Source organism: Burkholderia sp. SJZ089 (genome assembly GCF_007828315.1).
GTDB classification, from domain to species: domain Bacteria; phylum Pseudomonadota; class Gammaproteobacteria; order Burkholderiales; family Burkholderiaceae; genus Burkholderia; species Burkholderia gladioli.
The window spans coordinates 350,722-364,849 of sequence record NZ_VIUM01000001.1 but is presented as its reverse complement, the minus strand read 5'-3'; the positions used below and the strand labels follow the sequence as shown (position 1 = coordinate 364,849).

Annotated in this window: 8 protein-coding genes; 4 read left to right on the top strand and 4 right to left on the bottom strand. The window is 70.9% G+C overall.

The genetic code is table 11. The annotated features are described in order from the left end of the window. Positions 1-54: 54 nt before the first annotated feature. The 3 genes from FB600_RS01425 to cobA all read right to left on the bottom strand — a co-directional run bounded on the left by FB600_RS01425 (position 55) and on the right by cobA (position 2,594). Positions 55-1,110 carry a CmpA/NrtA family ABC transporter substrate-binding protein gene (locus tag FB600_RS01425; protein ID WP_105820599.1) on the bottom strand — a complete coding sequence of 352 codons (1,056 nt, stop codon included), beginning with the start codon at positions 1,108-1,110 and terminating at the stop codon, positions 55-57. Continuing rightward, positions 1,107-1,715 (bottom strand): ANTAR domain-containing response regulator, encoded by a 609-nt coding sequence (locus tag FB600_RS01420; RefSeq protein WP_025099122.1) that lies wholly within the window; start codon positions 1,713-1,715, stop codon positions 1,107-1,109. Before FB600_RS01420 ends, FB600_RS01425 begins: the two co-directional genes overlap by 4 nt. A gap of 96 nt (positions 1,716-1,811) precedes the next feature. Further along, on the bottom strand, positions 1,812-2,594 hold the full coding sequence (cobA, locus tag FB600_RS01415; RefSeq protein WP_145756113.1) for a uroporphyrinogen-III C-methyltransferase: 783 nt from the start codon (positions 2,592-2,594) through the stop codon (positions 1,812-1,814). A 622-nt stretch (positions 2,595-3,216) separates the two neighbouring features. On the opposite strand from cobA, the gene FB600_RS01410 reads away from it, so the two are divergent. Genes FB600_RS01410 through FB600_RS01395 form a run of 4 tightly spaced genes read left to right on the top strand, consistent with a single transcriptional unit; the run spans position 3,217 to position 11,770 of the window. Next, positions 3,217-4,539, top strand: a complete 1,323-nt coding sequence (locus FB600_RS01410; RefSeq protein ID WP_036029353.1) for an MFS transporter — start codon at positions 3,217-3,219, stop codon at positions 4,537-4,539. Between the two features lie 25 nt (positions 4,540-4,564). Beyond that, complete coding sequence (gene nirB / locus FB600_RS01405; RefSeq protein WP_145756112.1) at positions 4,565-7,105, top strand: nitrite reductase large subunit NirB; 2,541 nt, start codon at positions 4,565-4,567, stop codon at positions 7,103-7,105. A gap of 36 nt (positions 7,106-7,141) precedes the next feature. Beyond that, positions 7,142-7,516 (top strand): nitrite reductase small subunit NirD, encoded by a 375-nt coding sequence (gene nirD / locus FB600_RS01400; protein WP_145756111.1) that lies wholly within the window; start codon positions 7,142-7,144, stop codon positions 7,514-7,516. A 60-nt stretch (positions 7,517-7,576) separates the two neighbouring features. Further along, complete coding sequence (locus FB600_RS01395; RefSeq protein WP_145756110.1) at positions 7,577-11,770, top strand: bifunctional nitrate reductase/sulfite reductase flavoprotein subunit alpha; 4,194 nt, start codon at positions 7,577-7,579, stop codon at positions 11,768-11,770. A 119-nt stretch (positions 11,771-11,889) separates the two neighbouring features. Here FB600_RS01395 and FB600_RS01390 read toward each other — a convergent pair whose 3' ends face one another. Next, positions 11,890-13,884 carry a gamma-glutamyltransferase family protein gene (locus tag FB600_RS01390; RefSeq protein ID WP_145756109.1) on the bottom strand — a complete coding sequence of 665 codons (1,995 nt, stop codon included), beginning with the start codon at positions 13,882-13,884 and terminating at the stop codon, positions 11,890-11,892. Positions 13,885-14,128 lie beyond the last annotated feature (244 nt).

Genomic DNA, 14,128 nt, shown 5'->3' with positions numbered 1-14,128 from the left:
GGATGCGTGGCGCCAATTTCCACGTGGAGATCGGCGCGAACCGGCCTCGGCTGCCTACCGTCCCGGCTCGTCCCCCAGCGGCACATACCCCGCCACCGCTTCCTCATACAAGGCCGTCTGCGTCACCGCCGCCGCGATCGCCGCGTCGTCGTGCTCGGCCGTCAACATGCCCCAGCGCCGATACTGCGAGACGAACCACAATCCATCCGACGCGCGCGGCCGGTTGACCTCGCCACCATCGTGGAAGCGCACCGGCGCCGGCGGCTTCGCGAACGCGCCGTCGCCGTAATCGCCGAGCAGGCGCGGCAGGATCCGCGCGGCCGGCACGTCGAGCGCCTCGGGCGAGGCCAGCCACTCGGCTGCCCGCGCGCGATTGCCGGGCAGGTCGAGCCAGGCGCCGGCATCGAGCAGGGTGCGGATCAGCGCGCGTGTGGTGTTCGGATAGAGCGCCGCGAACTCGCGGCGGCAGGCCAGCGCCTTCTCGGGATGGTCGTGCCAGACCTCGCTCGAAGCGGCCACCGTGCGCCCGGCGCCTTGTGCCTCGGCCACCGCGTTCCAGGGCTCGCCGACGCAGAAGCCGTCGAGCTCGCCGCTGGCCAGCGCCTCGGCCATGCCCGGCGGCGGGATCACGATGCTGCGCACCTCGCGCAGCGGATCGACGCCGTGCGCGGCGAGCCAGGCATAGAGCCACATCGCATGGGTGCCGGTGGGGAAGGTCTGCGCGAACACCGGCTTGCGGCCCAGCGTGGCGAGCGCCGCGCGCAGCTCGCCCGATTCGCGCCAGGCATCGGCCAGGCGGTTCGAGAACGTGATCGCCTGGCCGTTGCGGTTCAGCACCGACAGCACGGCCAGGTCGGCGCGCGGCCCGCCGATGCCGTACTGCACGCCATAGACGAGCCCGTAGAGCGCATGCGCGGCGTCGATCTGGCCGGTCAGCAACTGGTCGCGCAGGCTGGCCCAGGAAGGCTGGCGCGCCAGCGTCAGCGACAGGCCGTGCCGTTCGCCGAGCCCCAGGCGTTGCGCGACCACCAGCGGCGCGGCGTCGCTCAGGGCGACGAAGCCGAGCCGCAGCTCGCGGCGTTCGGGCGGCGGGAAAGTCGGTTTCATCATGCTTCACCATCGGGAATTCGGGCTGCGAGGAGGATCTGCCGCGCGGCTTCGACGATGCGGATGCCCTGGTCCATGGCGCGGCGGCGCAGCGTGGCATAGGCATCCTGCTCGCCGAGCCGGCGCGTCTCCATCAGCAGGCGTTTGGCGCGATCGATCAGCTTGCGGTCGGCCAGCTCGTTCTCGACCTCGGCCAGGCGACGGCGCAGCGCCTCGTCGTGCGAGAAGCGCGCGAGCGCCACCTCGATGATCGGCGCGAGCCGCTCGGGCGAGAGGCCCTCCACCAGATAGGCGCTCACGCCCGCGCCCACCGCCGCGCGGATCAGCTGCTGGTCCGCATCGGGGCTGAACATCAGCACCGGGCGCGGCGCGCGCGCGTGCATCACCGCCAGTTGCTCGAGCGTGTCGCGCGAGGGCGATTCGGTATCGATGATCACCACGTCCGGGCGCTCCTTCTCGACCACGGCCGGCAGGCGCGCCGGGGTGGCCACCTCGTCGAGCATCTCGTAGTGGAGCCGCGCGAGCGCGTCGCGCAGGGCGCCGATCGGCTTGTCCGTATCGGTGACCAGCAGCACGCGCAGCGGGCGCGGGGCGTCGTGCGCGTCCATCATGCCAGCGGCCCCGGGCAGGTGCATGCCAGCCCGCGCGACCGGCAGGGTGCCATCGGACGAAGGCGAGGGGCGCGCGGGGCGCGGCGATCAGGCTCAAGCCGCATCGGACAGGCGCTCCGCGTCGATGGCCGGCTGGCCGGGTTGCGGCGGCAGCATGGCGAGCGCCTCGCCGATCGCCATGCCGACCAGGATCACCGCCGGGCTGCCGAGGCCGGCGGCGGCCGGATCGGCGGCGAGCGCGCCCAGCGCGCCGTGCCAGGCACGCGCACGCGCGGTGCCGGCCCACTGCACCACGGCGGCCGGCGTGGCGGCCGGGAGCGTGTCGAGCAGGCCGGCGGCGACGCGCTCGATCCGGTTCATGCCCATGTAGATCACCAGGGTGGTGCCGCCGGCCGCGAGCGCGGCCCAGTCGGGCTCGCCGTGGTCCTGCAGGTGCGCGGTGACGAAGGTCACGCCCTGGCAGTGACGGCGATGCGTGAGCGAGACGCCCAGTTCGGCGGCCGCCGCGAAACCGGAGGAGATGCCGTTGACGATCTCGACTTGCACGCCTGCCGCGTGCAGGGCGGCCAGTTCCTCGCCGGCGCGGCCGAACAGCAGCGCGTCGCCGCCCTTGACGCGTACCACGTGCAGCCCGCGCAGCGCGTAGCGGCGCATCAGCTTCTCGATGAAGGCTTGCGGGGTGGAGCGGCAGCCGCCGCGCTTGCCGACGCGCACGATGCGCGCCCGCGGCGCGAGTTCGGCCACGGCGGGGTCGACCAGGTCATCGAGCAGCACCACGTCGGCCGCGGCCAGGCGCCGGGCGGCGCGGATCGTCAGCAGCTCGGGATCGCCTGGGCCGGCGCCGAGCAGGGTGACCTTGCCAGTGGGGTTCGTCATTCTCGTCAGTTCCAGTGTGGCGCACGAGGCGGCGCGCGCCGCCGGAACCGCACGACGCCGCGCGCCGGCCATGCGGCCGGGCGTTCGGGACGCCGTTGTCCGGATGGGCCGCCGCGATACGTCGCGCGGCCCGGTTCGTCTGTCTTGCGTGCGCCGACATCGTTGCCGGCGCGTTTCCTTTATTGCAATAAGCGCGCCAGCTTCATTGCGGCGCGGCACGACGACGCTGGAGGGCCGGCGCGACGCGGCAGGCGGGCGCGCGGCCGATGGGGCCGAGCGGCCGGCGGCGGCCGGCAGGTCCCGGGGCGGCACCCGCTCGCGGTGCACGACGATCGCACGTCGGCAGTGCTGCGCCGCACCACAACTGTGCGGGCTTGCGTCATCGCGTGACGCGCCGGGCCGGTGCAAGCACCCGCGAAATCGCCGGAAAGCCAGGCCGGACGAGGAAAACCCTCGTCTGGCACGACGCTTGCGAAGCATCGACCGGGCGCGTCAACGGCGACGTGCCCGGCAGCAACGAATACTGAGCGGCCCGGCGACGGGCTTTCTGGACAACGGCGTCCTGTGCATCCGGTCTCTCGACCGGATTCGCAGGACGCCGTTTCGTTTTGGTAGACCCCACATGTCAAACAAGGCCACCCGCATCGATCTGTTCAGCTTCGGCACCGCGCCGATGCGTGCCTTCCACCTCACCTGGATGGCGTTCTTCGTCTGCTTCTTCGCGTGGTTCGCCTGCGCGCCGCTGATGCCGCTGATCGCCAGGCAGTTCCAGCTCAGCGCGGGCCAGGTGGCCGACATCAATATCGCCGCGGTGGCCGCCACCATCCTGGTGCGCCTGCTGGTGGGCCCGCTCTGCGACCGCTTCGGCCCGCGCCGCGTCTATACCGGCCTGCTGGTGCTCGGCGCGATCCCCGTGATCGCGATCGCCTTCGCGCACGACTACTGGAGCCTGATGCTCTGCCGGCTCGGCATCGGCGCGGTCGGCGCCAGCTTCGTGATCACCCAGTACCACACCTCGGTGATGTTCGCGCCCAACGTGGTGGGCACCGCGAACGCGACCACCGCCGGCTGGGGCAATGCCGGCGCGGGCGCGGCCCAGGCGCTGATTCCGCTGTTCGTGTCGGCCGCGCTGCTACTGGGCCTGGGCGACGGCTCGGCCTGGCGCGTCGCGCTGGTGGTGCCCGGCATCGCCATGCTGCTGATGGCCGTGGCTTACTGGCGCGGCACGCAGGACAGCCCGCGCGGCGATTTCGTGACGCTGCGCGCACGCGGCGAAACAGTCGAGAGCGGCAAGAAGGGCGGCTGGGCGAGCTTCATCGCCGCGTCCCGGAACTACCGCGTCTGGATGCTGGCCATCACCTACGGCGCCTGCTTCGGGGTCGAGGTGTTCATCCACAACATCGCCTCGCTCTACTACGTGAACCACTTCCAGTTGTCGCTGCGCGACGCGGGCCTCGCGGCCGGCATCTTCGGCCTGCTGGCGCTGTTCGCGCGGGCGCTCGGCGGCTGGCTGTCGGATCGCATCGCCGCGCGCCGTGGTCTCGCGGTGCGCTCGATGCTGCTGGCGGTGCTGATCGCCGGCGAAGGGCTCGGCCTGCTGGCGTTCTCGCATGCGGGGCAGGTCGGCGTGGCGGTGCTGGCGATGGTCGCCTTCGGCCTGTTCACCCACATGGCCTGCGGCGCGACCTACGCGCTGGTGCCCTTCGTCGATCGCAACGCGCTGGGCGGGGTGGCCGGCATCGTCGGCGCGGGCGGCAACGTGGGGGCGGTGGCCGCCGGTTTCCTGATGAAGGGCGTGGGCGACGTGCAGGCCACGCTCACCCTGCTCGGCGGCGTGGTGCTGGTCACCTCGCTGTGCGCGATCGCGGTGCGCTTCAGCGCCGAGCACATGGCCCGCGAGGCCGCGCTGCGCGCCAGCGCGCTCGCCGCGAACGTCGTCAACTGATACCCGGCACACGGAGAAACGCACCATGAACCCTATCGTCGTCATCGGTCACGGGATGGTCGGCCACAAGCTGCTCGAATCGCTCGCCGCCATGCCGGGGCAAGCCTGGCGCGTCATCGTGCTGTGCGAGGAACCGCGTCCCGCCTACGATCGCGTCCATCTTTCCGAATTCTTCGCCGGCAAGTCGGCCGAGGATCTCTCGCTGGTCGCGCCGGGCTTCTTCGAGGCGCATCCGCAATTCGAGCTGCGCCTGGGCACCGCCGCCGCCGCGATCGACCGCGCCGCGCGCACCGTCACGCTCGCCGACGGCGAGACCATCGCCTACCACAAGCTGGTGTTCGCCACCGGCTCCTCGCCCTTCGTGCCGCCCGTGCCGGGCCGCGATCGCGAGGATTGCTTCGTCTACCGCACCATCGAGGACCTGGTCGCGATGCAGGCCTGCGGGGCGCGCGCCAGCTCGGGCGTGGTGGTGGGCGGCGGGCTGCTCGGCCTCGAATGCGCCAAGGCGCTGCGCGACATGGGCCTCGACACGCACGTGGTGGAGTTCGCGCCGCGCCTGATGGCGGTGCAGGTCGACGAGGGCGGCGGCAGCATGCTGCGCGGCCGGATCGAGGCGCTCGGCGTGCAGGTGCATACCGGCCGGAACACGCTGGAGATCGTCGACGGCGAGGCGGGCACGCATCGCATGCGCTTCGCCGACGGCAGCCATCTGGACACCGACATGATCGTGTTCTCGGCCGGCATCCGCCCGCGCGACCAGCTCGCGCGCGACTGCGGCCTGGAGATCGGCCCGCGCGGCGGGATCGCGATCGACAGCGCCTGCCGCACCAGCGATGCCGACATCTACGCGATCGGCGAATGCGCGGCCTGGAACGGCCAGACCTTCGGCCTGGTGGCGCCGGGCTACGACATGGCGCGGGTGGTCGCGCAGCAGTTGGCGGGCGGCGACGCCGTGTTCGCCGGCGCCGACCTGAGCACCAAGCTCAAGCTGATGGGCGTGGACGTGGCCAGCATCGGCGACGCGCACGCGAAGACCGCGGGCTGCCGCGTGGTGCAGTACGCGGACGGGCGCCGCGAGGTCTACAAGAAGCTGGTCACCTCGGCCGACGGCAAGCAACTGCTCGGCGCGGTGCTGGTGGGCGACGCGGCCGAATACGGCACGCTGCTGCAGATGATGCTGAACCGCATCGAGCTGCCGGCCGAGCCCGAGGCGCTGATCCTGCCGCAATCGGACGGCGCCGCCAAGCCGGGCCTGGGCGTCGACGCGCTGCCGGACACGGCGCAGATCTGCTCCTGCAACAACGTCTCGAAGGGCCGGCTCTGTGAGGCGGTGGCCAACGGCGCGACCTCGGTCGGCGCGCTGAAGTCCTGCACCGGCGCCGGCACCTCCTGCGGCGGCTGCGTGCCGCTGGTCACCCAGGTGATGAAGGCCGAGATGAAGAAGCAGGGCCTGGCCGTCAACAATCACCTCTGCGAGCACTTCGCCTATTCGCGCCAGGAGCTCTACCACCTGGTGCGCGTGGAGGGCATCCGCAGCTTCGGCGAGCTGCTGGCGAAGTACGGCAAGGGGCTCGGCTGCGATATCTGCAAGCCCACCGCGGCCTCGATCCTGGCCTCCTGCTGGAACGAGTTCGTGCTCAAGCGCGAGCACGCGAGCCTGCAGGATTCGAACGACTACTACCTGGCCAACATCCAGCGCGACGGCACCTATTCGGTGGTGCCGCGCATGCCGGGCGGCGAGGTCACGCCCGAAGGCCTGATCGCGGTGGGCCAGGTGGCGAAGAAGTACGGCCTCTATACCAAGATCACCGGCGGCCAGCGCGTCGACCTGTTCGGCGCGCGCGTCGAGCAACTGCCGCTGATCTGGGAGGAGCTGATCGCGGCCGGTTTCGAGTCGGGCCATGCCTACGGCAAGTCGCTGCGCACCGTGAAGTCCTGCGTGGGCTCGACCTGGTGCCGCTACGGCGTGGGCGATTCGGTCGGCCTCGCGATCGACCTGGAGAACCGCTACAAGGGCCTGCGCGCGCCGCACAAGATCAAGTTCGGCGTGTCGGGCTGCACCCGCGAATGCGCCGAGGCGCAGGGCAAGGACGTCGGCGTGATCGCCACCGAGAAGGGCTGGAACCTCTATGTCTGCGGCAACGGCGGGATGAAGCCGCGCCACGCCGAGCTGCTGGCTTCCGACCTCGATCGCGAGACCCTGATCCGCTACGTCGACCGCTTCCTGATGTTCTACATCCGCACCGCGGATCGCCTGCAGCGCACCAGCACCTGGCGCGACAACCTCGAGGGCGGGCTCGACTACCTGATCGACGTGGTGGTCAACGACCGGCTCGGCCTCGCCGAGGAACTCGAGGCGCAGATGGCGCACGTGGTCGAGACCTACGAGTGCGAGTGGAAGAAGGCCGTGAGCGACCCGGCCACGCGCCGCCGCTTCCGCCATTTCGTCAACAGCGAGGCGGCCGACACCACCATAGCCTTCGTCGAGGAACGCGGCCAGATCCGGCCGGCGACGCCCGAGGAACGCGCCGAGGCGCCGGCCGCCGCCGAAGCCGTGACGGCCTGAGGGCCGCCCACTCATCACGAATTCCGGAGAACCCTGATGCAAGCACCATCGACCGCTTCGTCCACCTCGTCCGCCTCGAGCTGGACACCCGTCTGCCAACTGAACGACATCGTGCCTAACACGGGCGTCTGCGCGCTCGTCAACGGCGGCCAGGTCGCCGTGTTCCGCGTCGAGGCCGGCGACGGCGCCGTGGACATCTACGCGATCGACAACATCGACCCGCATTCGCGCGCCGCGGTGCTCTCGCGCGGCCTGGTCGGCAGCCTCGGCGAGCGCGTGGTGGTGGCCTCGCCGCTGTTCAAGCAGCACTTCGACCTGCGCACCGGCGAGTGCGTGGAGGCGCCCGAGAAATCGGTCGGCGTCTATGCCTCGCGCATCGAGGACGGGCTGGTCTGGGTCGGCACGGCCTGAGCGCGGCGGCACGGGACAGAACGGATCGGCGGGGAACAGGCGGGCGAACACGGAGCAGGCATGGCGAGCACGAGCGTGAAGACGGTGTGTCCTTACTGCGGCGTCGGCTGCGGGATGGTGCTGCATGTCGAGGACGGCGAGGTGGTCAAGGTATCGGGCGATACCGAGCACCCGTCGAACTTCGGCCGGCTCTGCACCAAGGGCTCGTCGGCGCACGTCGCGCTGCGTCATGCCGGGCGGCTGGAAACGGCCTACCTGCGCGACGCGCGCGAACGCGATCCGGTGCCGCTGGCGGTGGACGAGGCGATCGTCGAGACCGCGCGGCGGCTGCGCGAGGTGCTCGACACGCACGGACCCGATGCGCTGTCCTTCTACGTGTCGGGGCAGATGTCGATCGAGGCGCAATACCTCGTCAACAAGCTCGCCAAGGGCTACATCCGCACCTCGCACGTCGAGTCGAACTCGCGGCTCTGCATGGCCAGCGCCGGCAGCGGCTACAAGCTCTCGCTGGGCGCCGACGGCCCGCCCGGCTCGTACCAGGATTTCGACCGCGCCGGGCTGTTCTTCGTGATCGGCGCGAACATGGCCGATTGCCACCCGATCCTGTTCCTGCGCATGATGGATCGCGTCAAGGCGGGCGCCAGGCTGATCGTGGTGGACCCGCGCCGCAACACCACCGCCGACAAGGCCTCGCTGTTCCTGCAGATCAAGCCCGGCACCGACCTCGCCCTGCTCAACGGTCTGCTGCATCTGCTGCATGCCGAAGGCCATGCCGACGCGGCCTTCATCGAGGCGCATACCGAAGGCTGGGAGGCGATGCCGGCCTTCCTGGCCGACTACACGCCCGACAAGGTGGCCGCCATCACCGGCCTGGCCGAGGCCGACATCCGCCGCGCCGCGAGCATGATCGGCGAGGCGCGCGACTGGATGAGCTGCTGGACCATGGGCCTGAACCAGAGCACGCGCGGCACCTGGCAGACCAATGCGATCTGCAACCTGCACCTGGCCACCGGCGCGATCTGCCGGCCCGGCAGCGGGCCGTTCTCGCTGACCGGGCAGCCCAACGCGATGGGCGGGCGCGAGATGGGCTACATGGGCCCGGGCCTGCCGGGCCAGCGCAGCCTGCTCGACGACGAGGACCGCCGCTTCGTGGAGGAGGTCTGGCGCCTGCCGGCCGGCACGCTGCGTCGCGACGGCGGCGGAGGCGGCACCATCGACATGTTCGAGAAGATGGCCGCGGGCGAGATCAAGGCCTGCTGGATCATCTGCACCAACCCGGTGGCGACCGTGGCCAACCGCGCCAAGGCGATCGCCGGCTTGCAGGCGGCCGAGCTGGTGATCGCGCAGGATGCCTTCCTCGATACCGAGACCAACCGTTACGCCGACATCCTGCTGCCGGGCGCGCTGTGGGCCGAGGCCGAGGGCGTGATGATCAACTCGGAGCGCAACCTGACGCTGACGCGGCAGGCCATCGAGCCGCCCGGCGAGGCGCGCGCCGACTGGGCGATGGTGGCGGCGGTGGCGCGCGAGATGGGGTTTCGCGAGGCCTTCGACTACGACTCGGCCGAGCAGGTGTTCGACGAGATCGTGCGCTTCTCGAACCCGAGGACGGGCTACGACCTGCGCGGCGCGAGCCACCGCGCCCTGCGCGCGACGCCGCTGCAATGGCCCTGTCCGCCCGACGATGCGAACGACCGCCACCCGCTGCGCTACCTCAACGACGGCGTGAGCCAGCCGCTGCGCGTGGCCGGGGACGGCAGCGTGCCGGCCCTGGTGTTCCCGACGCCTTCCGGCCGCGCGCGTTTTCTCGCGCGCCCTCATGCCGAGGCGACGGACCTGCCCAGCGCCGAATTCCCGATCGTGCTCAACACCGGGCGCCTGCAGCACCAGTGGCACACCATGACCAAGACCGGCAAGGTGGCGATGCTCAACAAGCTGAACCCCAAGCCCTTCGTCGAGGTGCATCCCGAGGACGCGGCGGCGCTGGGCATCGCCGCCAACGACAGCGTCGAGCTGCGTTCGCGGCGCGGTCGCGCGGTGCTGCCGGCGGTGGTGACCGACCGCGTGCTGCCGGGCGCGGCCTTCGCGCCGATGCACTGGAACGACGTGTATGGCGACGATCTCTGCGTCAACGCCCTGACCAGCGACGCCGTCGATCCGATCTCGCTGCAACCCGAACTGAAATTCTGCGCGGTGTCGCTGACGCGGGTTGCGTCCGCGGCCGCCGTCGCGCCGGCGCAAGCCGCCGGCGCGGCCCCTGAATCGAACCCGCAGGCCGCCGCTCCGATCGCGGCGGCCGCGCACCAGGAATCGACCATGTCCGCAGCTCTCGACACCTTCGCGGCCGCGCTCGGCCTGCAGGATCTCGCCGCGCCGCGCCTGAGCGATGCCGAACGCGTCTATCTCGCCGGCTTTCTCAACGGCCTGCGCGCCGCGCCCGCCGATGGCGTGCCGGTGCTGCCGGGTAACGCGCCTTGCGCGCCGGCCACGCGCCTGTGGCTCGACGGCATGCTGGCCGGGCTCTACAGCCGCGCGCCGCGCGCCGAGTTGCCGGCCGTGCCCGGGGCCGGTTTGCCCATCCCGGGCGCGGGCGGCGCGATCGAGGCGCAGGATGCCGCGGCCGGCGTGCGGATCGTCCATGCGCGGCCGAAGGTGGTGCTGCTCTGGGCCTCGCAGACCGGCAACATCGAATCGCTGACCGAGCTGTACGCCACGCTGCTGATGAACTCGGGGTTCGAGATTCGCGTGGCCTGCATGGCCGATGCCACGCCCGCCGTGTTCGCGAACGCGCAATACGCGCTGCTGATGACGAGCACCTTCGGCGACGGCGACGCGCCCGACAACGGCGCCGCGTTCTGGGACGCGCTCGCGGCAGAGGACGCGGCGCGCGTCGAGGGCCTGCGCTACGCGGTGCTGGCCTTCGGCGACCGCAACTACGACGCGTTCTGCGGCCACGGCCGCCGGCTCGACGCGCGGCTGGCCGAGCTGGGCGGCGAGCGCCTGGGCGAGCGCGTCGATTGCGACGTCGAGTTCCAGCCCGCCGCCGATAGCTGGCTGGAGCGCGTGATCGCGCGCATCAAGGCGGTCGACGCGGCGCTGCACGCCGTGCCCGACGGCGGTGCGATTCCCTCGCTGCTGCCCACCAAGGCGCGGCCGGCGACCTCGAAGCTGGTGGCCAACCTGAAGCTGAACCAGCCCGGCGCGGCCAAGGACACGCGCTACCTGTCGCTGTCGACCGAGGGCACCGCGCTCGAATACGAGGCGGGCGACGCGCTCGGCATCTGGCCGACCAACTGCCCCTCGGTGGTCGACGAGCTGCTGGGCCTGACCAGGCTCTCGGGGGATACACCCGTGACGGTGAGCGGCGTCGGCGACGTGCGGCTGGCCGATGCGCTGGGCCGGCATCTCGACATCACCCGCCCGCATCCCGATGCGCTCGCCTTGATCGCCGAGCGCAGCAGCAACGGCGCGCTGAAGTCGCTGCTGTCGGACGAGCGCAAGGGCGATCTCAAGAACTGGTTGTGGGGGCAACAACTGGCCGACGTGCTGCACGAATTCCCGGTCGATCTGTCGGCGGCCGAGCTGGTCGGCATGCTCAAGCGGATGCAGCCGCGCCTGTATTCGATCGCGTCGAGCCCGGCCGCGCATCGCGACGAGGTGCACCTGACCGTCTCGGCGGTGCGCTACAGCAATGGGCGGCGCGAGCGCAAGGGCGTGGCCTCGACCTTCCTGGCCGATCGTGCCGGCGACGGCGGTGTGCCGGTGTTCGTGCAGAAGTCCGCGCACTTCCGGCCGCCCGCGAGCGGCGAGGTGCCGATCGTGATGGTCGGGCCCGGCACCGGCATCGCGCCGTTCCGCGGCTTCCTGCACGAGCGGCGCGCGCGCGGCGCGAGCGGGCGGAACTGGCTGTTCTTCGGCGAGCAGCACGCGGCCACCGATTTCTACTACCGGGACGAACTGGCCGCGATGCGCGAGGACGGCCTGCTCACGCACCTGGACCTGGCCTTCTCGCGCGATCAGGAAAGCAAGGTCTACGTGCAGGACCGCATGCGCGAGCGCGGCGCCGAGCTGTGGTCCTGGCTGGAGGCCGGTGCGCATTTCTACGTCTGCGGGGATGCCTCGCGGATGGCCAAGGATGTCGATCTGGCGCTGAAGGACGTGATCGCCGCGCATGGCGGCATGGACGAGGCGAGGGCGGGGGAGTATGTGGCGCGGATGTCGAAGGAGCGGCGCTATCTGCGCGATGTGTATTGAGATGAGCAGGCCGGCGCGATGCCGGCCGGTTCGGCGCGCCGCTGTCACGCGGCGTTGAATGCCAAGGCGGTTCGCCGCGATGCCGGTCGGGCAGCGCGGCGAACCGCATCGTCACGCGGTCAGGGCGTGATGGTATCCCCCAGCACCACCCCCTCGCGACGCGGATCGGTGCCGCCTTGCAGCAGGTTCATGCCGTTGCGCTGGATGCGCAGCACGGTGTTCACGCCGCTGGCCTGCGCCGAGGTCGAGACGGTGTGGCCGAGCGCCTTGAGCCCCGCGATCAGCGGATCGTTCGCGCCGCCGTTGCTGGTGTCGACGTTCGGATGCTCGCCGCCGATCGTGGTGGTCGGGCTGTTGCTGGCGCCGAAGTCGATCAGCCCGGCCGACTGCTGCGCGTCGAGCCCCCAGTCGAGCGTGCCGACCAGCGTCTTCAGCACGTATTGCGGGATCGTGCCGCCGCCGGGCGAGCCGGTCGCCATCACGAAATCACCCTTCGAGCCGTCCGCCGCGACCTTGAACACGATGGTCGGCGCCATCGAGCTGCGCGGCCGCTTGCCCGGCTGTACGCGATTCGCGACCAGCGCGCCGTTGCTGTCGGTGGGCGAGGCGGAGAAGTCGGTCAACTGGTTGTTGAGCAGGAAGCCGTGCGTCATGTGGAACGAACCCATGCTCGATTCCACCGTGGTGGTCGCGCTCAGCACGTTGCCGTCGCCGTCGACGATGGTGAACTGGTTGGTGCCGTGCTCGATCAGGGTGGTATCGACGCCGAGCGGAATCGCGCCGAGATCGCCGGGCTGCGCCGTGCCCATGCTCCTGGTGGTGCTGATCAGGGCCGCCCGCTGCTTCAGGTAGGGCTTGTTCAGCATGGTGTCGGCGCTGCCGCCGGGCAGCGGGATGAAGTCCGTGTCGGCCACGTACTTGTCGCGGTCGGCATAGGCCAGGCGCTCGGCCTCGGTGATCAGGTGCACGCCCTGCACGCTCGGCTTGCCGCCTTCGAGGTCGATCGCCGCCGGACCCATCGACTTCAGGTCGAAGTTCTCCAGGATGCCGAGCGCCGAGGCCACCGCGATCCCGCCCGACGACGGCGGCGGCATCCCGCAGACCCAGTAGCTGCCGCGATAGGTGGTGCAGATCGCGTCGCGGCGCTTGGCCTGGTAGGCCGCGAGGTCGGCCAGGGTGGTCTTGCCCGGGGTGATCTTCGAGCCGTCGGCGCCCGTGGTGGTGGCGATCTTGGCGACGATGTCCTGTGCGATCGCACCCGAGTAGAGCGCATTCGCGCCGTTCTGTGCCATCTGCGTCAGCGCATCGGCATAGGCGGGGTTCTTCAGCACGGTGCCGAGCGCCTTCGGTGAGCCGTCCGCATTGAGGAAGTAGGCGGCGGCCTCGGCGTCGCGCTTCAGGCTCGCGGCGTTCGAGGAGATCGCGGCCGCCAGCCGGCCGCCGATCGGGAAGCCGTTGCTGGCCAGCGAGATCGCGTCGCCGAACAGGTCGCGCCATTGCAGCTTGCCGTGGTCGCGCTGCAGCAACTCGATCAGGCGCGGCACGCCGATGGTGCCGATCGAGCGGCCGCTCGCGCGCGCGCTCGGCACCGGCGCGGACTGGTCGCTGGTGTCGTCGACATAGCGCAGGTAGTTCTCGGTGGCGGCGGCCGGTGCCGTCTCGCGGCCGTCGTAGGCCTGCAGCGTCTTGTTGCGCGCATCGAAGTAGAGCAGCACGCCGCCCGAGCCGAGGCCGGTCGCCTCGGGCACGGTCAGGCCGAGCACGGCCTGCACGGCCACCGCCGCGTCGGCGGCGGTGCCGCCCTTGCGCAGCACCGCGCAACCGGCCGCGCTCGCGTAGGCGTTCGAGGTGGCCACCAGGTAGCTTTTCGCGGTGATCGGCTTGAGGCCCTTGCGATAGCCGGAAGCGGGCTCGGGCAGGGACGGGTCGCCGGGCTGGCTCGAGCCGACCACGGCGGTCGAGCCGCTGCTGTCGATCGCCAGGCAGGTGGAGTCGGTGGTGGCGGGCGGGGTGGAGGCGGTGGGGGCGGATGTTTCGGTGTCGCCACCGCATGCACCCATCAACGTGGCCGCGAGCACCGCGGAAACGTAGGGCAGAAGTCTGGGCTTGTTCATCGGATCGCGAGAGGGATTTGTTTTGTGAATTGGCGCCGCGCGTCGTCTCGTGCGGCAAAACGCGCTGGTCGATAGTTGCCGAAAATATTTCAATTGGCAATCTAAAGTATTTCCAGTCCACAACGATGGCTTACGGCGGAGACACAATTCGGGCGGGGCTCGGCGCGGCATGGAAGCATTCGGAAGCAGCGCGGAAGCAACCCGTTTCGCGCCGCGTTGCATGCCGTTGGCGCCCGGATACCGA